Here is a 25,030-nt window from a genome sequence, read left to right as displayed (position 1 = left end):
GACAGTAGATCCACGCCATGCGTGGATTTCCAGCGGTCCAGAAACGACTTAATCCCCTCCGTCCCCTTTTTGCGGGTCAGTCGGTGTCCTCGACGCGCTCGCCCATCAGTTCGCGCTGGCGCTTGTCCAGTTCCTCGGCGTAGCGCTTGCGCACGAAGGCTTCGGAGACCACGCCCAGCACCTGGCCGTCGGCGGCGACCACGGCCAGTTCGTCGGCCTGGGTCTGGTCGAAGCGTTGCATCACGCTGACCACGTCTGCGGCCGGTGACAATGACACGTCACGGTTCTCGGCCAGCTCGCCGATGATGGTCTCCGGCTTCACGCCGTCGCCGTAGACGCGTGGGATCTGCACGATGCCGGCATAGTGGCCTTCGCCATCGATCAGCACCACCCGGCTGCCCGAGCCCAGTGGGAAGCGCTGGCGGAAGGCATTGGCGTCGAGGTCGGCCGGGGCGGTCGCCACGCCCTTGCGCATCAGCCGGCCGGCATTGAGGTTCTGCACCCAGCCGACGTCGCGTGCGCTCTTGATGGTCTCGCCGCGCAGGTGCATGCGCCAGGTCGAGAACGAATAGCCGAACCACTGCCGCACCAGCGTGCTGGAGACCAGCACCGCACTCATCACCACGCTGGTCAACAGGAAGTCGTGGGTGCCTTCCAGCACCAGCATGGCCATGGTCATCGGCGCGCCGACCACGGCGGCGGCCAGCGCCGCCATCCCGGCCAGGGCGGCAGAAGTTGCATCAATCACCGGCACGCCGGTGGCCATTGCCAGCAGGCCGGCGAACAACGCACCGACCAGGGTGCCCATGAACAACGAGGCGAAGAACAGGCCACCGCGGAAACCAAACCCAAGCGAGATGCCCGAGGCCAGGCACTTCAGGGTCAGCAGCCCGCCGATCCAGATCAGCGGCAGATGCGTGGTCAGGTCCAGGTGCAGGGCGCCATGGCCGGACGACAGCACCTGCGGGCTGGCCAGTGCCAGCGGAATCAGCAGCAGGCCACCCACCACCGGCCGGCCCCACAACGGCAACGGGCTGCGCTTGACCGTGCCTTCGATCGAAGCGATCAGCCGCATCACCGCGATGCCGACCATCGCGCAGCAGCAGCCGAGCAGGCCGTAGATGGCGTAGTCGGCGGCGCGGACATCAATCGTCGAGGCGGCCGGCAGCAGGTAGGCCTCGATGCCGGCTTGGTCGGCCACGAACGCGCCGGCCAGCGCAGCGACCGCCACCGGGGCCAGCGCGGCCGGGGTGTAGGCGCCGATGACGATCTCGAAGGCGTAGAACGCGCCGGCCAGTGGCGCCCCGAAGGCGGCCGCGATGGCACCGGCGGCACCGGCGCCGACCAGGATGCGCACGTCGTTGCGGCGCAGGCGCATCACCCGGCCCAGTTGCGAGCCGCTGCCTGCGCCCATCTGCGTATACGACGCCTCCAGCCCGACCGAGGCGCCGCAGCCATTGGACAACAGGGTCTGGGTCAGCACGATGAGGTTGTCGCGCATCGACATGCGGCCGCCATGCAGGGCATTGGCTTCCACCGCATCGAGCAGGGGCCGCTTGAGCCGGGTCGCGGCCAGGCTGACCAGGCCGACCAGCAGGCCACCCAGTGGCAGGACCAGCAGCGCGGTCCAGGTCAGCGAGGGCAGGGAACTCAGGCGCATGCCGTCGTCCAGCCCGTACAGGGTGCCCTGCAGCCAGCGTGCGATGCCGGACTGCAGCAGGGTCAGGTAGCCGGCGATCAGGCCGACCAGCAGGGCAAGCGCGATGAACCACAGGTCGCTGCCGCGCAGGCGCAGGCGCAGGCCCTGGAAGGCCAGATGCAGGCGCGATGGCGAAACAGGCAATGACATGGTGGCGGCATGATACGCCGCCACCGTGATCGCCACCGTCACTGCATCGGGCGGTTACTGCGTCAGAAGCGGTAGCGGCCCTGCACGTAGAAGGTGCGCGGCGCGGCCACCATGCGGCCAGCGTTGCCATCGACGTTGCGGGTGTACCAGCGCTTGTCGGCCAGGTTGTTCACGCCCAGCGCGATCTCGCTGTCGCCCAGGCCGGGCACCTGCCAGGCCACCTGTGCATTCCACAGGCGCACGCCCGGCACGCGGCCCACGCGCGCGTCGGCGGTCTCATCCCAGGTGTTGGCCGCATCGGAGAACTGGCCGCTCTGGTGGGTGCTGGAGACATTGAAGGTCCAGCCGGCCAGCGCGTAGCGTGCGCCGACGCTGTCGGTGTCGCGCGAGTAGAACGGCACGTCCAGGCCACGGTTGTCGCCGGACTGCTGGATCGCCTTGGTCCAGGTGTAGTTGGCGTACAGCTCCAACCCGGCCAGCGCGCTGTCTTCGCTGAAGTGGTACTCCAGCGCGCTTTCCACGCCCTTGTGGTCGGTGGCGCCGATGTTCTGGAAGGTCGGCGGGGTGATCCCCGGTACCTGCAGGATCTGGTTGTCGAAGCGCATCTTGAACACGGTCACTTCCGCGCGCAGTGCGCCGTCCTGCCAGCGTGCGCCCAGTTCGGTGGTCCTGGCGATTTCCGGGTTCAGCGGGTTGCTGGCGGTCTGCGAATTCAGCTGGATGTTCTGCACCGGCCCGAACGAGGTGGTGTAGTTGCCGAACACGGTCAGCTGCGGGGTCAGCAGGTAGGCGATGTTGAGCGAGGGCAGCGCCTTGTCGTTGCGGCTGCTGAAGGTCGCCGCGCCACCCGCCTGGCGGCGGTCCATGTCGATCCATTCCATGCGCACGCCCGGGGTGATCCGCCATTGGCCGATCGCGATGCGGTCGTCGATGTAGAAGGCGTGCGCGTCGGTGGCGTTGTCGAAGCGGGTGGTGCTGCTGGCCACGCCGGTGCGGCGGGTGACGGTGTAGCTGCGGTCATTGCCGCGCTCGCGCAGGAAGCGGTAGCCGGCGGTGATGTCATGCACCGTGCCGCCCCACTGCAGGCGCTGGGTGTAGCGCGGCTCGATGCCGAGCACGCGGTAATCGCGCGGCTGCACGGTCAGCTGGGTATTGGCCGCGTTGACCAGCGAGCTGGCACGGCTGCTTTCGTTGTAATAGGCCAGTACCTCGAACTCGCTGTTGTCCGACAGCGTGTTGGTGTAGCCCAGGTCGATGCCGGTGCGGTGGCCCTTCCAGAAATCGGTGGGGCGGGTGTTCTGGAACGGGTCGGCCTCGTACTGCGCGCGGGTCAGGCCGCCCGGGGTCAGCGAGCGCACATCGTAGTAGGACAGCTTGGCACGCAGTTCCTGCTGTTCGTCGATGGCGTAGGCGAACTTCAGCGCCAGGTCGTTGAAGCGGTCATCGCTGCCCTGGCGCCAGCCGCGGCCGTCCTGGCCGGAGTACAGCAGGGCCGCGCCCAGGCCGTTGTCGCCGGTGCCGCCAAGGAAAGCGTTGTACTGGGTGCTGTCTCCGCCGCCATGGTCGTAGGCGGTGTAGCGCACGCCGGCCTCACCGTGCAGGCCGGCACCTGTGGGAATGGCGCGGGTACTGAAGTTGATGATGCCGCCCACGTTCTGCGGGCCGTAGCGCACCGCACCGCCGCCGCGCACCACATCGATCGATTCGATGTTGGACAGGCTGGTCGGCGCGAACGACAGCTGCGGCTGGCCATACGGCGCCACCGCCAGCGGCACGCCGTCCAGCAGCACGGTCGAGCGCGGCGAGTAGCGCCCGGTCAGGCCACGCACGCCGATGTTCAGCGACACCGAGCTGCCGGCAGTGCCGGAGTTGTCGGTGACCTGCACGCCGGGGATGCGGCACATGGCATCGCCGATGCTGGCCGCGCCGCTGGCCTCGATGCGCTGACGGTCCACCACGGTGCGCGCGCCAGCGAAGCTCTTTACGCTGTCATGCAGGCCGGTGCCCAGCCAGCTGCCGGAGACCTGGATGCTGTCCAGCGTGGTGGCGCCATCCTGGGCGAAGGCGCTGGCGGCCGGAAGCAGGCACAGGGCGAGGGCGGCGGCCAGAGGCAGGCGGGCCGGTTGCAGGGCGTGGATGGGCATCGGTGCGGGTTGTGGAAGGTCGTAAATGAGAATTATTGCTGATTCCATTCGCTATTGGAATGCATCCCCGGTTCATGCCGACGCCCCGGTGATAGAGTGGGCGATTGCTTCCTGACTCGCTGAGATCCGCCATGTCCCAAGCCGCCTTCTACCCCGTCGGAACCCCTGGCCAGCCGTGGGGAGCGGCGGAACGGGAGCTGTGGCGTGGCCGCCAGCAGCGCCTGCGTCGCTATGACGAGGAGGTGCTGCCGCGCATCGAGTCGCTGGCCTCGCGCTTCGACAAGGTGGCCTATGGCCAGCTCGATTACGCGGGCGAGACCTACACCCTGTACGCCCTGCGCAGCCGCGACTGGAACCCGGCGCTGCCGGCCGCGCTGGTCACCGGTGGCGTGCATGGCTACGAGACCAGCGGCGTGATGGGCGCGCTGGAGTTCCTCGAGAAGCACGCTGCTGACTATGCCGGCAAGGCCAACCTGCTGGTGGCGCCGTGCGTGAATCCGTGGGGCTTCGAGCGCATCAACCGCTGGAACTTCGATGCGATCGACCCGAATCGCAATTTCCGCGCCGATGGCCCGGCCCGCGAATCGACCGCTGTCATCGAGCTGATCGCGCCGTACCAAGGCCAGTTCATGCTGCACATCGACCTGCACGAAACCACCGACAGCGACGAAAGCGAGTTCCGCCCGGCGCTGGCCGCGCGTGACGGCAAGCCGTTCGAGCCGGGCCTGATTCCCGATGGCTTCTACCTGGTGGACGACAGCGAGAATCCGCAGGCAGCGTTCCAGCAGGCAGTGATCGCCGCGGTGGAGAAGGTCACCCACATCGCGCCGGCCGACGACAAGGGCGAGATCATCGGTTCGCCGGTGGTGGCCCATGGCGTGATCGAGTACCCGCTGGTGAAGCTGGGCCTGTGCGCCGGCATTACCGGCGCGAAGTACACCACCACCACCGAGGTCTACCCGGACAGCCCGCGGGCGACCCCGCAGCAGTGCAACGACGCACAGGTGGCGGCGGTGTGCTCGGCGCTGGATTACGCGCTCGCCCATCGCTGATCGGTTCGGTAGTGCCGGCCGCTGGCCGGCAGCCACGGGACAAAGAGATTGCCGGCCAGCGGCCGGCACTACCTCAGCCCAGCGCGTCTGCCCACCACAGTGCGGCTGGCCCTGGCGGCGTGTCGCGGCGCCACAGCAGGTCGCTGTGGATGCGCCGTGGCCAGCCGGGCAGCACCAGTTCCAGCAGCCGCCCGCGGTCATAGCGCTGTACCAGCGCCCGCGGCAGTTCGGCCCAGCCGATGCCGTCCTCGGCCATCTCCATCACCATCAGGTAGTCGGTGGCGGTCCAGGCCAGGCCGGTGACCATGCGGGATTGATCGACTTCTGCGCTCAGGCGCACCTGTCTATGCCGCGCCAGCTGCGCGGCGGCGCGACGGCCGGCGCTGGCCAGCGGATGCTCGCGCGCTACGTACACCGACAGTTCGCTGTGATGCGCCAGCGGACGTGCCATCAGTCCATCCGGATACCACTCCTGCCGTGGCAGCAGGCCCAGCGCGGCGCGACCGTTGCTCACCAGTTCCAGCACGTCCTCGCCCTCGGCATCCAGCCATTCCAGTTCGATCTCCGGGAACGCTTCGGCGAAGCGCTGCAGGATCCGCTGCTCCGGGTCCAGCTGGTAGACATCGGAGAACGCCACGGTCAGGCGCGGCTCGACCGGCGCGGCCAGGCGCACGCTCAACTGCTGCAGGCGGGCATCGGCCGCGAGGATCTCCTGCGCGTGGCCCAGCACCTGGCGGCCGGCCTCGGTCAGCTGCGGGTAGCGCCCGCTGCGGTCGAACAGGCTCACGCCCAGGTCGGCTTCCAGGTGGGCAATGGCGGTGCTGACCGTCGACTGGGTCTTGCGCAGGCGTCGCGCCGCCGCCGAGAACGAGCCCAGCGCGGCGGCTTCCACGAAGGCCTGCAGGGATTCAGGGGAGTAGGGCATTGATCCATCGCTCCTGTCGATGGAATCCATTTTGATACCACCGTAAAAGGCGATGATACTGGCTTCCGTCGCCCCCGTCTGCGGGGCGTTCCGGACCCTCCACGCATGGCGTGGATCCATCGGTGAGGCGGCGTGGTCCCCGCCCTGCAAGGAGCTTCACATGTCCCGTACTGTTCCCGCCCGTGGCGCGCTGGTCGCCTGGGCCTGCCTGACCGTGGCGATCGTTGCCGAAGTGGTCGGCACTTCGTTCATGGCCCATGCCGCCCGCGATGGCGGCTGGACCGGCTACCTGATCATGGCCGGCGCGCTGGCGCTGTCCTACTTCTTCCTGGCGCAGTCGGTGCGCCGTATCGCCGTTGGCGTGGCCTATGCGGTGTGGGAAGGCCTCGGCCTGACCCTGCTGACCGTGGTCGGCCTCACCGTCTTCGGCGAGAGCCTGTCGCTGCAGCAGCTGGCCGGCCTGGTGCTGGCGGTGGTCGGCATCGTCTGCGTCACCCTCGGGGAGGCGCACTGATGAATACCCTCGCTCTGTTTTTCGTGATCTGTTCTGCACTGATCGACGTCGCCGCCAACATGATGGTGGCCAAGTCGGAGGGCTTCCGCCGCTGGCGCTGGGGCGTCGGCGCGATCGTCATGGTCTGGATCGCCTTCGCCCTGCTGGGACAGGCCGTGCGTTACATGGACCTGGCCACCGCCTATGCGATGTGGGGTGCGATCGGCGTGATCGGTACCGCTACCTGCGGCCGCCTGTTGTTCGGCAACCGCCTGCGTCCGATTGGCTGGGTCGGCATCGCGCTGGTCACGGTTGCAGTGCTGCTGCTGAGTACTGCGAAGTGATGCATCGTTGCGCCAACCAAGGTTGGCGCCTACCAGAACCACGGTTGGCACCTTCCAGAGCGTGAGCCGCCGCAGGCAAGCGCCCCGGGGATGATCTCCCCGGGGCGTTGCTGTTTCTGCAGCACTCAGAAGCGTGCGGTGAAGTTCAGCCGCGTGGTGCGACCCGGGCCCGGCATCAGGCTCATCGCCAGCGTGTCCATGTAGTAGGTGTTGCGCAGGTTGCTGACCACCAGCTCCACCTCGCTGCGCGGGGTGAACTGCCAGCGTGCGTAGAAGTCATAGATCGCGGTCGGCAGGTAGATGTTCTGCAGGCCGGTCGAACCGGTGGTGTTCCAGGGCTTGTCCAGTTCGTGGGTGGGGCCGCTGTTGTAGGTGCGGCGGATGCCGGTATCCAGCCGCTTGTCGAACAGGCGGAAGCCCAGCGTGCTGTGGATCGAGTACTTCGGCGGGTTCTGTGCGTTGACGAACGAGGTGCCGAAGCCGCCGTCCACGCAGTCCGGCGTGGTGTCCAGCTTGCTCCACTTCGCATACGGGTCTTCGCGCAGGCGCTTGGCAGTGGCCGCATCGCAGGTGCGCGCGCGCTGGTAGTAGCTGGCCGACAGGTCCAGGTAGGCGATGCCGGCGTCATAACCGGACTGCAGCTCGTAGCCGGACACCGTGTAATTGTCGACGTTGTCGACGTAGAAGGCCCAGTTGCTGGAATCGAAGCGGCGGGTGATCGCGTTGTCGATATCGTTCTTGAACCAGGCCACCTTGAATGCCAGGCGGTCACCGTCGCGCCACAGGTCCTGCTTGAGCAGGCTGAAGCCGATGTCCCAGGAACGGTTCTTCTCCGGCTTCAGGTCAGCCACCGGCGCCGAGGTGCTGTTGCCCAGCGTCGACTCGAACAGGCTGGGCATCTTCCAGCCCTGCGCGTACTTCACGTAGAAGAACATGTCCGCGTCGAGGTTGAAGCGTGCTTCGGCATAGGGCGCGAAGCCGTGGCCGGAGCGCCGGATCGCCGGCTTGTAGCCCCAGGCGGTGGGAATCTGCTTGGTGTAGAAGCCATTGGCACCACGCGGGTCAGGGATGAACCCGTCGAAGTCATAGGCCTGGCCCAGCGTGCTGTCGCCATAGGGTGTGGCGCGCAGCGAGTCATAGGTGTAGTTGCCCTGTGCATCCGGGTACCACTCCTTGTACCAGCCCGGCAGCAGCTGGCCGCCCTTGCTCAGCCGCGCGAAGGTGTAGCGCAGGTCACGCGATTCGCTGACGAAGGCCACGCGGTTGCGGTCGCGGGTGCGGTAGTCGATGAAGCGGCCGCCGGCTGTCAGCGACAGCCAGTCCCACGGCTGCCACTGCAGCGACGCCACCACGCTGGCCTCGCGGCGCGTGCCCGAGCGCAGGTAACGGTTGTTGTTGTAGTCCACCGGCAGCACCGGCGAGTTCGGCGCGGTGTCTTCATGCTGGAAGGACGCGCCGAAGCGCAGCGTCCAGTCGCCCAGGCCGTTGCTGAAGCGCGTGGTGTTGCTGCTGTCCACGCCCCAGCGCTGGGTCTTCACGTCCGACTGCAGACCGGGGCCGTAGGTCTCGCCCAGCGTGTCGGGCATCTGGTCGGAGGCCATTTCCTTGAACAGCGGCGTGTTGGCGATGTTGCTGTTGAACATGCGGCTGGTGGCGGTGGTGAACCACAGCGTGCTGCTCAGATCCAGCCATGGATGCGCCTCGGGCCGGTACCGGTGGCGCAGCGAGGTGGCATTGACCCGCATTTTCCCCGGCTCGAACTGGAACATGGTGTTGGCCTTGTCCACGTAGGTCACCCATTCGTTGGACTCGCCCACGCGACCGATCGCCGACGGCATGATCTCGCCGAAGCTCGAATTGAAGTAGCGGTGGCTCAGCTCCAGGCGTTGGTCCGGACTGGGCGTCCAGGTGAACTTCAGCAGCGCCGATTCGTTGTCGGTATGCGTGTTGAGCACCTCATCGCCGGGGTGGTACATGTCCGAGACCGCCTGGCTGGACATGCCCGTGCCGCCGCTGGACAGGTGCTGGTCGTCGTAGCGATGTGCACCGTTGCTGCCGGCGAAGTAGTTGCCCTGGCGGCGCCGCGCATAGGCCGCGACCAGCTGCCAGTCTTCGCCGCGCTGGGCGAAGGCCACGCTGCCATTCCAGTCGCGCGGGTCACGCAGGCTGTTGCGGTTCTCGCTGCCACGTGCCACCTGCTTGAACACGCGCGTACGGTCGATGCTGTTGTCGGCCACGCCGCCGCGCACGCGCAGGCCCCAGGCCTGGCCGTCGTCGAGGATGTCATCGACATTCAGCGTTTCCATGTAGACCACGCCACCGATCGCGCTGGCGGCATTGGCGGCCAGGCTCGGCCCCTTCTCGATGCTGACCGCACTGATCAGATCGGGGTCGAGATAGCTGCGCTGCTGCACGCCGGCATAGCCGCGGTACACGTCGATGGCCTGCTGGCCACCGTCGATGATCACCGGCACCCGGTTCTGGCCCTGCAGGCCGCGGATGTTGACGTCCAGCGCACCGCCGTTGCGAACGTCAGCGGTGTGCACGCCCACCGCACCGGCCAGCACATCGCCGATCGACTGGCCGCGGAAGCGTTCCAGCTGCTGGCGGTCCAGGTGCACGCGGGAGCCGCTGTCACGGTAGACCGCATCGGCATCGGCCAGCCCCCACGGCGAAGCACCTTCGCTGGCCTGGCCGGCCACGCGCAGCGTGCCGATCTGGCGCACGCCGGCCTCAGCGTCGGGTGCCGCCTGCAGCGCCACGCCATTGGCATCACGCTGGAAGGTCAGGCCGGTACCGGCCAGCAGCTGCGCCAATGCGGCGTCCGTGCCGAGCGTGGCCTGCACGCCGTTGCTGTGGCGGCCGCGGGTGAGGCGCGCGTCGGCGGCGATGGACAGGCCCGATTGCTGGCCGAACGCGGTCAGGGCCTGGTCGAGCGGGCCAGCTGGAATCTGCCAGCGAACGGCGGCAGCGGTGTCCTGTGCATGGACCGTGGCAGGCAGCAGGCAAGGGGTCGCCAGGGCCATGCACAAGGCGATGGCCAGGGGACGAGGGGAGGGGCAGGGCAGTTTCATGGGGGCGGCAACATCCGCAATGGGTTCCCTTGTAGTGCCCGGTGAGCGCGCAGAAAGGGAACCGCGATTTCAAAGCGGACGCACGACGGTCCACCACGGCCAGCGCTGCTCGATGCGGATCGGCAGGGCGCGGGCCAGCAGTTGCAGAGCCTGCAGGCTGTCCAGGCGCGGTAGTACAGCGGTGACATTCAATGCGGCGAGCGCCGGATCACAGCCCAGATAGCCCTGATGGTGGCGGGCCAGTTCGTCGATGACGCGGATCAAGGGTGTGTGCTGCACCTGCAGTCGGCCGTCCTGCCAGTCGCCACGCAGTGGATCCGCATCGACCGTCGACAGTCCACCCATCGGGCCGATCCGTGCCGCCCCGCCTGTGGGTACGTCAAGGGTCGCGCCGAACAGCGGCAGGCAGCGCACCACGCCCTCGAACACATCCAGGCGACTGCCCTGCGCCTCGCGGCCTACCGCGAAACGGGTGCCGATCGGCTGCAGGCGCGCGCCCGGCACGTGCACGGTCAAGGGCAGGCCGGCATGGGCGGGGTGGTGGCCGGTCTGCAGCAGCAGTTCGCCGCGCAGCAGATGCAGGGCGCGGCGGCCGTTTCCGATGTCGATGGTGACTTCGCTGTCCGCGTTGAGCCACAGCTGGCTGCCATCCATCAGCGTCCAGTGCCCGATATGCCCGGCAGCGGTGCGCTGTGTCTGCAGGCCGCGTTGTTCGCGCAGCCCGTGCAGGCCGAGCAGGGAGACCGCACCGATGCCGAGTGCGCCACCGAGACTGCGAAGCGCGCGTCGGCGGCGACGGCCGGCAGCATCGAGCGCCGTGGCAGCAGCCGGTGCCGACAGTGGAGCAAACGACTGCCAGACCGTCTCGACCCGGCGCCACGCATCGGCATGGCCAGCATCGGCATGCAGCCATGCGTGCCATTGCTGCTGGTCGCTGTCACTCCAGCCCTGCTGGCGCAGCGCGAACCACTCTGCCGCCTGCTCCAGCGCCGGGCTGGCCAGTGCGGCATTCATGCCGTGGCATCGCCGGACAGGCGCAGGCAATGCAGCATCGCCTGCGCCATGTACTTCTTGACCATGCGCTCGGACACGCCCAGTTGTTGGCCGATCTCCGCATAGCCCAGGCCAGACAGTCGTGCCAGCAGGAACGCACGGCGTGGGCGTTCGGCCAGGCCGGACAGCATGTGGGCGATGGCATGCAGCAGCTGCAGCGCCTGCGTGCGTTCTTCCGCCGATGGATGCACTGGCTCCGGTTGCGCAGCCAGTGCGGCCAGGTAGGCACGCTCCAGGTCCGCGCGCTGCCAGTGGTTGACCAGCAGGGCGTGCGCGATGGTGCTGAGGTAAGCGCGCGGCAGCCGCAGTTCGGATGGATCGACGCGACGGCTGAGCAGGCGCAGGAAGGTGTCCTGGGTAAGGTCGGCAGCGCAGTCGGCGTTGTGGGTGCGGCGGCGCAGCCAGCCCAGCAGCCAGCCATGGTGTTCGCGGTAGAACCCCGCCAGCGCAGTGCTGGAGGCGGCGGGCACGGCCATCGGCATCGATCATTAATGAGAATGATTCCCATTATAGGGTAATCGAACGGCGGACGACAAACCCTGCGCACGCAGCAGCAGGCCGGAGGCGTGCATTTGCGATGCCCGCCGGGCTCGCCGACACTGCGGTTTTCCACAAGGAGTGCCCGCATGTTCAGCCACATCACCGTTGGAACGAACGACATGGACGTCGCGCATCGCTTCTACGATGCCCTGTTCACCGCATTGGGCGCCCGTCCGGGTGTCTTCGATGACAAGGGCCGGCTGGTGTACTTCAAGGATGGCCGCATGTTCATCGTCACTGCACCGATCGATGGGCAGCCCGCGTGCCATGCCAACGGCGGCACCATCGGTTTCACCCTCGACAGCGCCGAGGCGGTGCGTGGCTGGCAGGATGCGGGCGTGGCCCATGGCGGCACCGCCATCGAAGACCCGGCCGGCATCCGCAGCATGGCCGGTCGCCAGCTGTTCCTGGCCTATCTGCGCGACCCGGATGGCAACAAGCTGTGCGCGGTGCATGTGATGTCGTGATTGGACAGTATGCGCGTGGCCGCGGTGCACGCGGTCCGCGCGCGGCTGCGCTCGCAGGCACGCTCCAGCGCGCGCGTGATAACACGGATTGGTAGGCCGGGCCTGTGACCACGGGCCGCAACTTCATGCTCTGTCCACTGCGGTTCAGCCAGAATCGGTCGGCTAACCCTTTGATCTACCGGAGAACGCCGCCCCATGGAAGCATTGGAGCCGCAACAATCCCCGGTGCGCACTCTTCGACCTGTGTTCGCCTTCGCGGCGATCGTTGTCGTGGCGTTCGCGCTGTTCGTCAGCCTGTTCCCGCTCGGTGCGGGCCGCCTTCTGGTCAAGGCGCAGGACTGGGCCGCACTCAATGTCGGCTGGTACTACCTGCTGGCGATGACCCTGTACCTGGTGTTCGTGGTCGGCGTGGCGCTGTCCAAGTACGGTGGCATCAAGCTCGGTGCCGACCATGACGAGCCGGAGTTCAGCTATCTCTCCTGGGCCGGCATGCTGTTCGCCGCCGGCATCAGCATCACCCTGTTCTTCTTCTGCGTCTCCGAACCCCTGACCCATTACATGCAGCCGCCGCAGGGCGACCCGGCTGCGGGCGAGGCCGGGGCGCGCCAGGCCATGCAGCTGCTGTTCCTGCACTGGGGCCTGCATGGCTGGGGCGTGTTCGCGCTGGCGGCGATGGCGATGGCCTACTTCGCCTACCGCCACAACCTGCCGCTGGCGCTGCGTTCGGCGCTGTACCCGCTGATCGGCAAGCGCATCAACGGCCCGATCGGCTACACCGTGGACGCGCTGGGCATTGTCGCCACCGTGTTCGGCATCGGCGCCGACATGGGCTTCGGCGTGCTGCACCTCAACGCCGGCCTGTCGCACCTGTTCAACATCCCGCACTCCAACCTGGTGCAGATCATCCTGGTGGTCAGCATGATGGGTGCGGCGGTGGCCGTGGCCGTCTCCGGGGTGGAGAAGGGCGTGCGCTGGATGGCCAACATCAACATGCTGCTGGCGATCGCGCTGGTGCTGTTCATGCTGTGCGCCGGCCCCACCCAGTACCTGCTCAGCACGCTGATGCAGAACCTGGGCGACTACCTCGGCAGCGTGGTCGGCAAGAGTTTCGACGTGTACGCCTATGGCGGCCGACCGGAATGGCTGGGCGGCTGGACGGTGTTCTACTGGGCCTGGTGGATCGGCTGGGCGCCGTTCGTCGGCCTGTTCATCGCGCGCATCTCGCGTGGCCGCACCATCCGCGAGTTCGTGTTCGGCGTGCTGCTGATCCCGCTCGGCTTCACCCTGGCCTGGTTGTCGATCTTCGGCAACAGCGCGCTGGACCAGGTGCTGCACCACGGCCAGCAGCAGCTGGCACAGCTGGCGGTGGATGACCCACCGACGGTGCTGTATGCACTGCTGGACGGTTACCCCTGGAGCCGCACGGTGATCGCGGTGACGGTGCTGGTCAGTTTCATCTTCTTCGTGACGTCGGCGGATTCGGGGGCGGTGGTGTTGTCCACGCTGTCCTCGCATGGCGGCGCGCCTGAGGATGACGGCCCGCGCTGGCTGCGCGTGTTCTGGGGCACGGTGATCGCGGTGCTGACCGCCGGGTTGCTGCTGGCCGGCAGCATCGATGCGCTGAAATCGGCGGTGGTGCTGGCGTCGCTGCCGTTCTCGGCGGTGCTGTTGCTGATGATGTGGGGCCTGACCCGCGCCTTCAGTGACGAATCGCACCGCAAGCGCGCGCTGCAGTACCGGCCCTCGCCGCTGATCGGCGATGACCGCCACCACCAGGGCTGGCGCCAGCGCCTGAGCCAGGCCATGCACTTCCCGGTGCGCGACCAGGTCTACCGCTTCATGGACGACACGGTGAAGCCGGCGATGGAAGCGGTGGCCGAACAGCTGCGCGGGCAGGGCTGGGACGTGGCGACGCGCTTCGAGGCCGGCGACATGGAGCTGACGGTGAACCACGGCGAGCAGCAGGACTTCCTGTACCGGGTGATCCTGAGTGGCTACCTGACGCCGTCGTTCGCCGCGCAGCAGCTGCGCAACCAGCGCTACTACCGCGCTGAAGTGCACCTGTTCGAAGGCAGCCAGGACTACGACCTGGTCGGCTACAGCCGCAAGCAGATCATCAACGACATCATCAGCCAGTACGAACGGCACCTGCAGTTCCTGCACCTGAGCCGTTGATGCACGACCGCGGGGACATCCCCCGGCGGTCGGTGGTAGTGCCGGCCGCTGGCCGGCAGCACAAATGGGGCGGCACATCACCGCCGCCCCGATATCGCATCAGAACCGGTAGCGCGCGCCCAGCGAGACGAACTGCCCGCGCAGGTTGTACTGGCTGATATCGAAGCCGTTGGAGCCACCGGCCGGGTCGAACGGCGGGTCTTTGTCGGTCAGGTTCAGCACCGACAGCGACAACGTGGTGTTGGGAATACCTTCGTAGGCCACGTACAGGTCCAGCTGGTGATACGGCTTGATGCGGTCGCGCAGCCCCGGGTTGCTGGTCGCTGTCGCCACGCGCTGGTCGTAGCCGCTCACGTACTGCAGGCTCAGCGTGCTGCTCCAGTCGCCCACTGCCCAGTTCAGCGAGGTGGTGCCGCGCGTACGCGGCAGTGCGCCGTGGCGGTTGTTGCCGGCCCCTTCGTACGGTGCCTGGCCGGCTACCAGTGGCTGCTTGAAGCTGAGCAGGTGGGTCCAGCTGCCGGCCACGGTGAAGCTGCCCCAGCCATCGGTGCGGAAGGTGTGGTTGGCGTCCAGGTCCAGGCCCGAGGTGGTCAGTTCGCCCTGGTTGGCGTACTGGTTGGTGATGAACGTGATGCGCCCCTGTGCATCGCGCTGCACGCGCCCCGGGAACAGCGTCGGGTTGTCGACGATGAACTGCGCACTGTCCGGCTTGACCAGGTTGTCCTGCTCGATGCGGTACCAGTCCAGGCCGATGCTGGTGTCGCCATCCGGCGACCACACCGCGCCCACGTTGAAGTTGCGCGAGCGCTCGGCCTTCAGGTCCGGGTTGCCGGTGCGGATGTTGGTCACGCCACGGCTGCCACCGGGCTGCAGCGGATCCAGCGGATCGATCACCGAGCCGTAGCTGACGGTCTGGCCCGGCGCGATCTCCGGCAGCGAGGGGGCGCGGAAACCACGCGAGAACGAGCCGCGCAGCAGCAGGCTGTCCAGCGGCTGCCAGCGCAGCGCCACCTTCGGCGAGAACGCCTTGCCGAAGTCATCGTAGCGGTCGCCGCGACCGGCCAGCTGCAGTTCCAGCGTGCGGTGCAGCGGCACGCTCAGTTCGGCGTAGGCGGCGCTGACCTGGCGCTCGCCGTTCACCACGTTGATGGCCGGGCGCAGTTCGGTGCCCGACAGTACCTGCGCACTGGTACGTGCATCCAGCGATTCCCTGCGGAACTCGGCACCCCAGGCGAAGCCGACCGTGCCGGCCGGCAGTTCCCACAGCGAGGTCGATGCTTTGACGTTCAATGAGTGCAGCTTGTACCAGCCCGGTCGCTTGGTCTGCAGGCGCAGGGCATCCAGCGCCCCCGGCGTGCTGGACGGGTTGAGGAAGTTGTAGCTGCCATCGCGCAGGATCTGCTCGAACGCGTAGCGGTTGACGAAGTTGTCCACGTATTCGCGCTGTGCACTCTGCGAGGTCAGCGCTGCCACCTCCCAGTCCCAGCGCTCGCCGCTGCCGCGCACGCCGGCCAGGGCGCGGTAGAACACCTGCGTGTTGTCCTTCAGGCGCGGACCGAGGTCGAAGAAGGTGTACTCGAACGGCAGCGGCGTGCTGCCCGGGTTGTTCGGATGGCCGACCGGCAGCACCGCCGGTACGTCGATCAGGGTGCCGGTGGCCGGGTTGTACGCGCGCAGGCCGGGTCCGACGGCCAGCGGCGCGCTGAAGATCTGGTCGGCCTTGTTGTGGCTGTACAGCACGTCGGCGAAGGCCTCGACGCTGTCGTTGAAGCGGTAGGTCGCGCTCAGCGACGCCTGCAGGCGCTCGGCGCCGGGCTGCAGGGTCTTGAACGGCTGGGCATTGAAGGCGCAGGCCTGGCCGGGCAGGGTGCTGCCGAAGTCGCTGTACGGGCGCAGCTGGCTGCCGTCGGGGCAACTGGTGAACGGCTGCGGTGCACGGGGGTTGCTCAGCCAGTTGCCACCGGCAGTGGACCAGCCGGCCAGGCGGCCACCGGGCTTGTCGCGGAAGTCACCACTGCGGGTATAGGCACGGTCGTCGCCATCGAGGCGGTCACGCTTGAGCAGGTCCAGCCCGAACAGCACGTTCCAGCCCTGCTGTTCCAGGTCACCGAAGCCGGCCAGCAGGTTGGCCTTGCGCTCGTCCAGGCCGCCCTGGGTGGCGGTACCGAAGCCGCCGCCGACTTCCACGCCCTGGAAGTTCTTTCGCAGGATGATGTTGATGACGCCGGCGATGGCGTCGGAGCCGTACACCGCCGAGGCACCGTCCTTCAGCACTTCGATGCGTTCGACCGCGCTGATCGGCAGTGCGTTGAGGTCGACGAAGGTGTCCTGGGTATTGAGTGCGAAGCCGAAGTTGGAGACTCGATAGCCGTTGACCAGCACCAGCGTGTTCTTCGGCGACAGGCCGCGCAGGCCGATCGACGCCGAGCCCGCGGCGAAGCTGCCGGTGTACTGCTCGTCGAAACTGTTGCCGGCATTGGCCGACAGGTTGCGCAGCACGTCGGTGAGGGTGGAGCGGCCGGTCTGTTCGATCTGTTCGCGGCTGACGATCTGCACCGGGTTCGGCCCGGCGGTATCGCTGCGCTTGATGTTGGAGCCGGTCACCAGCACGGTGCCGAGGGTGGTGCTGTCCTTGCCGGAGTCGGCGGTTTCAGCGGCGCCGGCAGCGCCGGCGGTGAGGCCCAGCGCGATCGCGCCGGCAAGCAGGTTCAGGGTGGTGCGGTACATGGAAGCGACAACGCCGAACGGGGGAGGAGCCGTCAGTACCGCACGCAGCCGCGTACGCCTTCCAATGACGAAAGCGCATTCAGTTATACATCACAGGTTCTTAACGAAATGGGCGGTCCTGTCATCGACCGCTGCGGTGGGTGCGGACCGATCTGTGGTGGGTGCGGACCGTTGGTCCGCACGCTCCTGGCGGGTCAGAGCCTTTCCATTCTGGAAAGGGATCCGACCCGGGGCCCATCAAGGCCGCAGCAGCACCTTGCCGTTGCGGCCCGAACCCGCGCCTGCCTTCACTGCCTGGGCGATGTCGTCCAGTGCGAAGACCTGCTCCACCGGCAGCGTCAGCTCACCACTGGCCGCACGCTTGAGCAGCTCGCTGACCAGCCGGCGCTTGTCCTCCACTGCCATCGCCTGGCTGACCTTGCTGCCCCAGAAGCCTTTCACCGTGGCTTCCTTGTAGATCAGGCCGCCGGCGGGAATGCGCATCGGTTCGCCGCTCATCACCCCGAACGACACCAGGGTGCCGTGGTGGCCGAGCAGGTCGACCAGATCGCCGCTGGCGTCGCCGCCAATGGAATCCACCGCGGCCGCGGCCTGGGCTTCGCCGGTGGCGGCGCGCACGCGATCCTTCCAGCCGTCCACCGAGGTATCGAACACATGATCGATACCCAGCGCCTGCAGCTGCGCGACCGCGTCGGCATTGCGCACCAGGTTGGCCACGTGCACGCCGCGCGCCCGCGCCAGCATCGCCAGCGACTTGCCCACCGCGCCGTTGGCGGTGTTCTGCACGATCCACTGGCCCGCTTCGACGTGCAGGAATTCCAGCAGCATCAGCGCGCTCAGCGGCATGGCGATCAGCTGCGCGGCCATTTCGTCCGGGATCGCCTCCGGCATCGGAATCACCATGCGTGCCGGGGCGATGAAGGCCTCGGCCCAGGTGCCGTGCACCGAGGCGGCGGCCACCCGCTGGCCGATCTGCAGGCCGTCGACGCCTTCGCCAAGCGCATCGACCACGCCCAGCGCTTCGCTGCCACCGATCGCCGGCAGCGTCGGCTTGTAGCCGTAGAGGCCACGCACGGTCAGCAGGTCGTGATTGTGGATGGACGCCAGAACGGTGCGGATGCGCACCTCGCCGGGGCCGGGCTCGGGCAGGGGCGCGTCGGCAATGGCGAGGACGTCGGCCGGGTCGCCGAAGGAGGGGTACTGGGCAGCGCGCATGGGCGGTGTTCCGGGGAAAGTTGATGTTGTACCGAACTGGGGACGCAGGGGATGTCGACAAGGCGTCGCAGGTGCAACACGGCATCCTGCGACTGATCGTCGCGTCATGTCGTGATTACCGCATCTTGTGTTGACGGCTCCGAGTATCCCCACTATGTTGTGGCCGTCACTCCCGGTCAGCCGCCGCCGCCGGACATGCAGCAAACGTCCCGCGGCCCGCCCCTGAAGGCTTGCCGTGTCGACGCGGCCGCCATCGTGCGGACGCAGGTCGCCCCCACGGCCCGGATACCGGCCGCAGGCGCAGGCAGATGCCGACGACCTACGTTCCCGTGCCCTGGCAATCCACCCGTTCGCCCCGTGCGCCGGTATCGCGTGCAGGGCCGCCATGGCATCGACCGCCAACGCGCGTGCGAGCCTGGAGTTTCACCACCATGACCGACAGTACCTTCCGCGTGGCCGATCTGGCCGGCGCTGGCGACGCCTTGCGCGCTGGTGGCGAGCGCGTGCCGACCTCGATCACCAAGGAGGCCGGCAACCGCCGCCTGCCGTTCGATGCCGAGCGCCTGCAGCGCAGCATCGATGCGGTGCATGCCGAGTTCCCGCAGCTGGATGTGAGCGACTACCGCCGCGTGGTGCAGGCGATGGTCGAGCGCAAGCCGAGCATCAGCGCCGACGACCTGGTCGATCTGCTGATCCGCGAGGCCGAATCGCGCGTGGACCTGGTCGCGCCGGAGTGGGAGCAGTTTGCCGCGCGCATCTACCTGCGCCGCCTGTACAAGCGCGCCAGCCGCAACCGCTTCTACGATGTCAGCCTGAAGTACGGCTCCTACGTGGGCCTGCAGGAAAGCCTCGCCGACCGTGGCATCTACAGCAACGACATCCTGCGCTGCTATTCGAAGGAAGAGCTGCAGCAGGCCGGCGAGATGATCGACCCGGATCGCGACCGCCTGTTCGCCTACAACGGCCTGTACCTGCTGGCCACGCGCTACCTGGCCAGCGACCGTAGCCGCGAGGTCTATGAGCTGCCACAGGAACGCTGGCTGACCATCGCGCTGTACCTGATGCAGGAGGAAAAGCCGCGTGAGCGGCGCATGCAGTTGGTTGGCGAGGCGTACTGGGCGCTGTCCAACCTGTACATGACCGTGGCCACGCCGACGCTGGCCAATGCCGGGAAGGTCGGCGGCCAGCTGTCGAGCTGCTTCATCGACACGGTGGACGACAGCCTGCAGGGCATCTATGACTCCAATACCGACATCGCCCGCGTGTCCAAGCACGGCGGCGGCGTTGGTGCCTATCTGGGCTACGTGCGCAGCAGCGGCGCGCCGATCCGTGGCGTGCCCAATTCCTCCGGCGGCGTGGTGCCGTGGATCAAGCAGCTCAACAACACCGCGGTGTCGGTCGACCAGCTCGGCCAGCGCAAGGGCGCGGTGGCGGTGTACCTGGACATCTGGCACCGCGACATCGAAGCCTTCATGGACCTGCGCCTCAACAACGGTGACCAGCGCCTGCGCGCGCACGATGTGTTCACCTCGGTGTGCGTGCCGGACCTGTTCATGGAAGCGGTCGAGCGCCGTGCCGACTGGTACCTGTTCGACCCGCACGAGGTGAAGCAGGCCAAGGGCTGGTACCTGCAGGACTTCTATGACGAGAAGCGCGGTGCGGGCAGCTTCCACGACCGCTATGCCGAGCTGGTGGCCGATGAACGCATCAGTCGCCGCACCGTGAAGGCCATCGATCTGTTCAAGCGGATCATGCTCAGCCAACTGGAGACCGGCAACCCGTTCCTGTTCTACCGCGACGAGGTCAATCGCCGGAACCCGAACAAGCACGCGGGCATGATCTATTCCAGCAACCTGTGCACCGAGATCCTGCAGAACATGAGCCCGACGCGGATGATCCAGGAGATCGTCAGCGGCGACCAGATCGTCACCACGCGCCGCGCCGGCGACTTCGTGGTCTGCAACCTGTCCTCGATCAACCTCGGTCGGGCGATCAGTGCGCCGGATGACCTGCTGGCCACCGATGTGCTGGAGCGCCTGATCCCGATCCAGGTGCGCATGCTCGACAACGTGATCGACCTCAACGCACTGCCGGTACCGCAGGCCACGATCACCAACCGCAAGTACCGCGCCATCGGCCTGGGCACCTTCGGCTGGCACCACCTGCTGGCACAGCAGGCGATCCAGTGGGAATCGCTGGATGCCGAACAGCTGGCCGACCGCCTGTATGAGCGCATCAACTTCCTGACCATCCAGGCCAGCATGCAGCTGGCAAAGGAGAAGGGCAGCTATCCGATGTTCGCCGGCAGCGATTGGCACAACGGACGCTACTTCAGCGACCGCGACTACACCGGCGCGGCCTGGGACAGCCTGGCCCGCGAGGTCGCCACGCACGGCCTGCGCAACGGATGGCTGCTGGCGGTCGCGCCGAACATGAGCACCGCGCAGATTGCCGGTTCCACCGCGTCGATCGACCCGATCTACAGCGCGTTCTACTACGAGGAAAAGAAGGACTTCCGGCGGCCGGTGGCAGCACCCGGGCTGTCGCTGGAAACCTGGCCGTACTACGAGAAGGGCGCCTACAAGGTCGACCAGTTCGCCAGCGTGCGCCAGAACGCGCGCCGCCAGCGCCATGTCGATCAGTCGATCAGCTTCAACCTGTACGTGCCCAGCACGATCCGCGCCAGCACGCTGCTGGATCTGCACCTGAGCGCCTGGCGCGAAGGCCTGAAGACCACCTACTACGTGCGCTCCAACGATATCGACATCAGCGAATGCGAGTGGTGCTCCAGCTGATCACTGCTGACCCACGGTAGTGCCGGCCGCTGGCCGGCAACCCGGCGATCTACGGTAGTGCCGGCCGCTGGCCGGCAACACCGCGATCTACGGTAGTGCCGGCCGCTGGCCGGCAACACGATGGAAAGAGAACGAAGGCAGAAACCCATGGCAACCCCCCTCGACCGCATCAAGATCCTCGAACCGCGCCATCCCAATCGCAGCACCGGCATCATCAACGGCCGCACCAGCGGCATCCTCAACTGGAACGATATCCCGTACCCGTCCTTCTATCGGGCCTACAAGGAGCTGTCGACCAACTTCTGGATTCCCGACGAGGTCGACATGAAGGCCGATGCGCGCCAGTACGGCGAGCTGTCCGGGCGCGAGAAGAACGCCTACGATTCCATCATCGGCCTGCTCGCCACACTGGATTCACCGCAGACCCGCTTCATCTACAACGTGGCCGAGTACATCACCGACCCGGCTGCGCATGCCAATGCCGCGATCATCGGCCAGCAGGAAGTGATCCACAACGAGAGCTACAGCTACGTGCTGGCCTCGATCACCGACCTGCCGAACCAGAACCGCGTGTTTGAGCTGGCACGCACCCATCCGACCATCATCAAGCGCAACGCACCGATCATGGGCGCGTATGACGATTTCATGCGCGAGAAGACCGCCGAGACCCTGCTGAAGTCGCTGATCCAGTCCTCGATCCTGGAGGGCATCAACTTCTATTCCGGGTTTGCGTACTTCTACAACATGGTGCGGCAGAACCGCATGACCGGCACCGGCAAGATCATCAGCTTCATCAACCGCGACGAGCTGGCCCATACCAAGTTCATCAGCGAGCTGATCCGCGCCATCATCGGCGAGAACCCGGAGCTGCAGACCAACGAACTGACCGCCTATGTGCACCAGGCGTTCGAGCACGCCATCGAACTGGAGACCCAGTGGTCGTCGGAAGTACTCGACGGCATCGACGGCATCGATGTGGAGGAAATGACGCGCTACGTGAAGTACCGGGCCAACAAGATGGCCGGCATGCTCGGCATCGAGCGCCTGTACAGCGACACCACCGACAACGTGATGCCGTGGATCAAGGCCTACGCCGACAACTTCACCGAGACCAAGACCGACTTCTTCGAGATGCGCAATGCAAGTTACAAGAAGACCAACGTCGACAACGGCTTCGACGACCTCTGAGCCCGGCACGGCGCTGCGCATCCTGCTGGTGGTCGCCTCGCTGAGCGGCAACACCCGCGAGCTTGGCCGACAGATTGCCGAGCGTTGCCGCGCTGCAGGTCATGCCGTGCACTGGCAGGAGGCCGACGATCTGCGCCAGGCGCCACCCCTGGCGGCCGACGAGGCCGACCTGGTGCTGCTGGGCTGCTGGACCGACAATGCCGGCCGCACGCCGGCGGAGATGAAGGCCTGGGTGGTTGGCGTCGCCGAGCGCGGTGAGCGGCCACGGCAGCTCGCCGTGTTCGGTACTGGCGAGACGCAGTGGGGGCAGGAGTATTACTGCGGCGCCGTGCACCGCTTGATCCGCTACTTCCGCAGCGACTACCCGCCGCTGGAGATCGAACAGATGCCGCATGGCGAGCGCCATGCCGCGGCCATCGAGGCCTGGACCGACGCGGTCCTGGCCCATTACTGGAGCACCACCGATGCAGATCATCGACGCCACCACACCTGAGCAGTTCCAGCAGCTGCTGGCCGAACACCCGCGGGTGCTGGTGGATTTCCACAAGGATCAGTGCCCGGGCTGCCGGATGCTGGAAATGTCGCTGCACCGCGTGGCCAACAGCGTCGCGGGGCAGGGCACCACCTTGCTGCGCGTGCAGCTGGAAGTGCTGGGCGAGGCGTTCTTCAGGGAACTGGGGCTGCGGCAGACGCCGACGCTCTCGCTGTTCCGTGACGGTGATGAACGCACCCGGCTGGCCGGGTTCCAGTCGCCGCAGCAGATCGAGGCCGCGATCGCGTTGCATCTGTAGCGCGCGATCCGGGCTTCTGTAGAGTCGAGCCATGCTCGACTGCTCTTCGCACGATGATGGATGGAGTCGAGCATGGCTCGACTCTACAAGTGCATCCACGCATGGCGTGGATCTACTGACCGGTGAAGGTGTCCACCAGCAGCTTTACGTTCAACACCACGATCACCAGCGCGATCACCCAGGCGATCGCGCCCAGCCAGCGTGGGGCCACCAGTGCACCCATCGTCACCTTGTCGGTCACGATCCGCACCAGCGGGATGATCGCGAACGGCAGCTGCATCGACAGCACCACTTGGCTCAGCACCAGCAGCTTCACCGCGCCCTGGTCGCCGAACAGCATGATCACCACAACCACCGGAATGATCGCCAGTGCACGCGTGATCAGCCGCCGCAGCCACGGCGGCAGGCGCAGGTGCAGGAAGCCTTCCATCACGATCTGGCCGGCCAGCGTCGCGGTCACCGTTGAATTCAGGCCGGAAGCCAGCAGCGCGATCGCAAACAATGTCGCCGCCGCGCCCACGCCCAGCATCGGCGCCAGCAGCTGGTGCGCCTGCTCGATGTCTTCCACGTCGAAACGGCCATTGGCATGGAACACCGCCGCCGCCAGGATCAGGATGCTGGCGTTGATGAACAATGCGAGGGTCAGCGCAATGGTGCTGTCGGTCACCGCCCAGCGCAGCGCGCTGCGGCGGCCTTCATCGGTACGCGGGTAGGCGCGGGTCTGCACGATGGACGAATGCAGGTAGAGATTGTGCGGCATCACCGTGGCACCGATGATGCCGATGGCGATGTACAGCGCATGGGGATCGGTCACCACCTGCGCACGCGGAATGAAGCCGCCCAGCACCGCCATCACCGGCGGCGCAGCCATCGCGATCTGCACTACGAAGCACGCAAAGATCACCATCAGCAGCGCGATCACGAAGGCTTCCAGTGCACGGAAACCGCGGTTCATCAGCAGCAGCACCAGCAGCGTGTCCAGGGCGGTGATCACCGCGCCCCACAGCAGCGGCAGGTCGAACAGCAGCTTCAAGGCGATCGCAGTACCGATCACCTCGGCCAGGTCGCAGGCGATGATCGCCGCCTCGCACAGTGCCCACAGCGCCAGGTTCACCGGCTTCGGGTAACGCGCGCGGCAGGCCTGCGCCAGGTCCATGCCGGTGGCGATGCCGAGCCGCGCCGACAGCGCCTGCAGGATCACCGCCATCAGGTTGGAAATGAGGATGACCGACAGCAGCAGGTAGCCGAAGCGCGAACCGCCGGCGAGGTCGGTGGCCCAGTTGCCCGGGTCCATGTAGCCGACCGAGATCATGTAGCCCGGGCCAAGGAAGGCCAGCAGGCGGAACCACCAGTGTCCCTTGTCGGGCACCGCGACCGAGCCGTTGAGCGCACCGAGGCTGGCCGGAGTGGAGGCCGAAGGGTCGCGGGGCGCCAGGGTGTTCATGGGTCCGAATATAGCTCCTGCTATAGTCATTAGCAATGTGAAACAATCGTCTTTATCGCGTTACTGGTCCAGAATTCAGGTTCAACACCGGAGTACACCGGAAGGACAGGCGCAGGCGTGGGCAAGACCGACGATTCGACATCGCTGAAAAGCACCCCCTTGATCGAGGCCGAGCGCCAGGTCGAGAGCTTCCGGCAGGTACGCGAGGCGCACCGGATGGAGCTGGTGGAGGACTATGTCGAGCTGATCTCGGACCTGCTGGCCGACGGCGGCGAGGCCCGCCAGGTCGACATCGCTACCCGCCTGGGCGTGGCCCAGCCCACCGTGGCGAAGATGCTGCGGCGGCTGGCCCGTGACGGCTGGGTGGTGCAGCGGCCCTACCGCGGTGTGTTCCTGACCCCGGAAGGCGAGGCGCTGGCCCATGCCAGCCGCCAGCGCCACCAGACGGTGGAGCGTTTCCTGCTGGCGCTGGGTGTGGACCCGGATACCGCACGGCGCGATGCCGAGGGTATCGAACACCATGTAAGCGAACAGACGTTGGCGTTGTTCGAAGCGTTCGTGCGCAAGGCCGAGGGCGGGGCGCCGTAACGGTAGCGCCGGGCCATGCCCGGCGGGTGTCCGTGTGGTGGCGGAATCAGGTGTTCTGTAGAGCCGAGCCATGCTCGGCTGCCGTTCGCGCGGTGATGGAATCAGTCGAGCATGGCTCGACTCTACAAATGCATCCACGCATGGCGTGGATCTACTTGCGGGATCT

The 25,030-nt window shown here is 66.9% G+C and carries 19 protein-coding genes; 10 read left to right on the top strand and 9 right to left on the bottom strand.

The features are described from left to right. Positions 1-76: 76 nt before the first annotated feature. On the bottom strand, positions 77-1,849 hold the full coding sequence (locus tag AB1281_RS10745) for a chloride channel protein (RefSeq protein ID WP_430345875.1): 1,773 nt from the start codon (positions 1,847-1,849) through the stop codon (positions 77-79). 62 nt (positions 1,850-1,911) lie between these two features. Continuing rightward, positions 1,912-3,993 (bottom strand): TonB-dependent receptor family protein, encoded by a 2,082-nt coding sequence (locus AB1281_RS10740; protein ID WP_430345874.1) that lies wholly within the window; start codon positions 3,991-3,993, stop codon positions 1,912-1,914. Between the two features lie 131 nt (positions 3,994-4,124). On the opposite strand from AB1281_RS10740, the gene AB1281_RS10735 reads away from it, so the two are divergent. Then, a complete protein-coding gene (locus AB1281_RS10735) occupies positions 4,125-5,045 on the top strand; it encodes a M14 family metallopeptidase (RefSeq protein WP_430345873.1) in 921 nt (306 codons plus the stop codon). A gap of 73 nt (positions 5,046-5,118) precedes the next feature. On the opposite strand, the gene AB1281_RS10730 is transcribed toward AB1281_RS10735, so the two are convergent. Beyond that, a complete protein-coding gene (locus AB1281_RS10730) occupies positions 5,119-5,970 on the bottom strand; it encodes a LysR family transcriptional regulator (protein WP_430345872.1) in 852 nt (283 codons plus the stop codon). Between the two features lie 160 nt (positions 5,971-6,130). On the opposite strand from AB1281_RS10730, the gene AB1281_RS10725 reads away from it, so the two are divergent. Beyond that, positions 6,131-6,484: an SMR family transporter gene (locus AB1281_RS10725; RefSeq protein ID WP_010485170.1), complete on the top strand. Its 354-nt coding sequence runs from the start codon at positions 6,131-6,133 to the stop codon at positions 6,482-6,484. Further along, the gene (locus tag AB1281_RS10720; protein WP_005409978.1) at positions 6,484-6,807 is read left to right on the top strand and encodes a DMT family transporter; all 324 of its coding nucleotides are present in this window, start codon (positions 6,484-6,486) and stop codon (positions 6,805-6,807) included. Before AB1281_RS10725 ends, AB1281_RS10720 begins: the two co-directional genes overlap by 1 nt. Positions 6,808-6,932: 125 nt before the next feature. Here the strand turns inward: AB1281_RS10720 and AB1281_RS10715 are convergent, their stop codons facing one another. The 3 genes from AB1281_RS10715 to AB1281_RS10705 form a co-directional block, all read right to left on the bottom strand. Then, entirely contained in the window at positions 6,933-9,881 is a 2,949-nt protein-coding gene (locus AB1281_RS10715; RefSeq protein ID WP_430345871.1) for a TonB-dependent receptor domain-containing protein, read from the bottom strand. 69 nt (positions 9,882-9,950) lie between these two features. Further along, the gene (locus tag AB1281_RS10710) at positions 9,951-10,895 is read right to left on the bottom strand and encodes a FecR family protein (RefSeq protein WP_430345870.1); all 945 of its coding nucleotides are present in this window, start codon (positions 10,893-10,895) and stop codon (positions 9,951-9,953) included. Continuing rightward, on the bottom strand, positions 10,892-11,410 hold the full coding sequence (locus AB1281_RS10705) for a sigma-70 family RNA polymerase sigma factor (RefSeq protein ID WP_430345869.1): 519 nt from the start codon (positions 11,408-11,410) through the stop codon (positions 10,892-10,894). Before AB1281_RS10705 ends, AB1281_RS10710 begins: the two co-directional genes overlap by 4 nt. 150 nt (positions 11,411-11,560) lie before the next feature. Between AB1281_RS10705 and AB1281_RS10700 the strand changes: the two genes are divergently transcribed. Then, positions 11,561-11,941 carry a VOC family protein gene (locus tag AB1281_RS10700; protein WP_099523683.1) on the top strand — a complete coding sequence of 127 codons (381 nt, stop codon included), beginning with the start codon at positions 11,561-11,563 and terminating at the stop codon, positions 11,939-11,941. Positions 11,942-12,136: 195 nt separating this feature from the next. After that, positions 12,137-14,116 (top strand): choline BCCT transporter BetT, encoded by a 1,980-nt coding sequence (betT, locus tag AB1281_RS10695; RefSeq protein ID WP_430345868.1) that lies wholly within the window; start codon positions 12,137-12,139, stop codon positions 14,114-14,116. Between the two features lie 99 nt (positions 14,117-14,215). Here the strand turns inward: betT and AB1281_RS10690 are convergent, their stop codons facing one another. Further along, the gene (locus tag AB1281_RS10690) at positions 14,216-16,843 is read right to left on the bottom strand and encodes a TonB-dependent receptor (protein WP_430345867.1); all 2,628 of its coding nucleotides are present in this window, start codon (positions 16,841-16,843) and stop codon (positions 14,216-14,218) included. Positions 16,844-17,080: 237 nt separating this feature from the next. Next, entirely contained in the window at positions 17,081-18,058 is a 978-nt protein-coding gene (locus AB1281_RS10685; protein ID WP_430345866.1) for a zinc-binding dehydrogenase, read from the bottom strand. Positions 18,059-18,489: 431 nt separating this feature from the next. Here AB1281_RS10685 and AB1281_RS10680 point away from each other — a divergent pair, with 431 nt between their 5' ends. The 4 genes from AB1281_RS10680 to AB1281_RS10665 all read left to right on the top strand — a co-directional run bounded on the left by AB1281_RS10680 (position 18,490) and on the right by AB1281_RS10665 (position 22,832). Further along, on the top strand, positions 18,490-20,853 hold the full coding sequence (locus AB1281_RS10680; RefSeq protein ID WP_430345865.1) for a ribonucleoside-diphosphate reductase subunit alpha: 2,364 nt from the start codon (positions 18,490-18,492) through the stop codon (positions 20,851-20,853). Positions 20,854-21,000: 147 nt separating this feature from the next. Continuing rightward, complete coding sequence (locus tag AB1281_RS10675) at positions 21,001-22,041, top strand: ribonucleotide-diphosphate reductase subunit beta (protein ID WP_008267116.1); 1,041 nt, start codon at positions 21,001-21,003, stop codon at positions 22,039-22,041. 25 nt (positions 22,042-22,066) lie between these two features. After that, positions 22,067-22,534, top strand: coding sequence for a flavodoxin (locus AB1281_RS10670; RefSeq protein WP_430346992.1), 468 nt, complete (start codon positions 22,067-22,069; stop codon positions 22,532-22,534). Further along, positions 22,506-22,832 (top strand): thioredoxin family protein, encoded by a 327-nt coding sequence (locus tag AB1281_RS10665; protein WP_005409967.1) that lies wholly within the window; start codon positions 22,506-22,508, stop codon positions 22,830-22,832. The genes AB1281_RS10670 and AB1281_RS10665 overlap by 29 nt, the downstream gene beginning before the upstream one ends. A gap of 112 nt (positions 22,833-22,944) precedes the next feature. On the opposite strand, the gene AB1281_RS10660 is transcribed toward AB1281_RS10665, so the two are convergent. After that, positions 22,945-24,276 (bottom strand): Nramp family divalent metal transporter, encoded by a 1,332-nt coding sequence (locus AB1281_RS10660; RefSeq protein WP_430345864.1) that lies wholly within the window; start codon positions 24,274-24,276, stop codon positions 22,945-22,947. Between the two features lie 117 nt (positions 24,277-24,393). Here AB1281_RS10660 and mntR point away from each other — a divergent pair, with 117 nt between their 5' ends. After that, a complete protein-coding gene (mntR, locus tag AB1281_RS10655; RefSeq protein ID WP_014037494.1) occupies positions 24,394-24,864 on the top strand; it encodes a manganese-binding transcriptional regulator MntR in 471 nt (156 codons plus the stop codon). The last annotated feature ends 166 nt before the right edge of the window (positions 24,865-25,030 follow it).

It is taken from the genome of Stenotrophomonas sp. NRRL B-14846 (assembly GCF_050473585.1).
In the GTDB taxonomy this organism is placed as follows: Bacteria; Pseudomonadota; Gammaproteobacteria; order Xanthomonadales; family Xanthomonadaceae; genus Stenotrophomonas.
This window is presented reverse-complemented; position numbering and strand designations above follow the sequence as displayed.

Bases quoted from the DNA above. Each gene is read 5' to 3' on its own strand.
- AB1281_RS10675 (WP_008267116.1), top strand. From the start codon at position 21,001: ATGGCAACCCCCCTCGACCGCATCAAGATCCTCGAACCGCGCCATCCC.
- AB1281_RS10745 (WP_430345875.1), bottom strand. From the start codon at position 1,849: ATGTCATTGCCTGTTTCGCCATCGCGCCTGCATCTGGCCTTCCAGGGC.
- AB1281_RS10730 (WP_430345872.1), bottom strand. From the start codon at position 5,970: ATGCCCTACTCCCCTGAATCCCTGCAGGCCTTCGTGGAAGCCGCCGCG.
- AB1281_RS10705 (WP_430345869.1), bottom strand. From the start codon at position 11,410: ATGGCCGTGCCCGCCGCCTCCAGCACTGCGCTGGCGGGGTTCTACCGC.
- AB1281_RS10680 (WP_430345865.1), top strand. From the start codon at position 18,490: ATGACCGACAGTACCTTCCGCGTGGCCGATCTGGCCGGCGCTGGCGAC.
- AB1281_RS10710 (WP_430345870.1), bottom strand. From the start codon at position 10,895: ATGAATGCCGCACTGGCCAGCCCGGCGCTGGAGCAGGCGGCAGAGTGG.
- AB1281_RS10720 (WP_005409978.1), top strand. From the start codon at position 6,484: ATGAATACCCTCGCTCTGTTTTTCGTGATCTGTTCTGCACTGATCGAC.
- AB1281_RS10685 (WP_430345866.1), bottom strand. From the start codon at position 18,058: ATGCGCGCTGCCCAGTACCCCTCCTTCGGCGACCCGGCCGACGTCCTC.
- AB1281_RS10690 (WP_430345867.1), bottom strand. From the start codon at position 16,843: ATGTACCGCACCACCCTGAACCTGCTTGCCGGCGCGATCGCGCTGGGC.
- AB1281_RS10740 (WP_430345874.1), bottom strand. From the start codon at position 3,993: ATGCCCATCCACGCCCTGCAACCGGCCCGCCTGCCTCTGGCCGCCGCC.
- AB1281_RS10665 (WP_005409967.1), top strand. From the start codon at position 22,506: ATGCAGATCATCGACGCCACCACACCTGAGCAGTTCCAGCAGCTGCTG.
- AB1281_RS10715 (WP_430345871.1), bottom strand. From the start codon at position 9,881: ATGAAACTGCCCTGCCCCTCCCCTCGTCCCCTGGCCATCGCCTTGTGC.
- betT (WP_430345868.1), top strand. From the start codon at position 12,137: ATGGAAGCATTGGAGCCGCAACAATCCCCGGTGCGCACTCTTCGACCT.
- AB1281_RS10700 (WP_099523683.1), top strand. From the start codon at position 11,561: ATGTTCAGCCACATCACCGTTGGAACGAACGACATGGACGTCGCGCAT.
- AB1281_RS10735 (WP_430345873.1), top strand. From the start codon at position 4,125: ATGTCCCAAGCCGCCTTCTACCCCGTCGGAACCCCTGGCCAGCCGTGG.
- AB1281_RS10660 (WP_430345864.1), bottom strand. From the start codon at position 24,276: ATGAACACCCTGGCGCCCCGCGACCCTTCGGCCTCCACTCCGGCCAGC.
- AB1281_RS10725 (WP_010485170.1), top strand. From the start codon at position 6,131: ATGTCCCGTACTGTTCCCGCCCGTGGCGCGCTGGTCGCCTGGGCCTGC.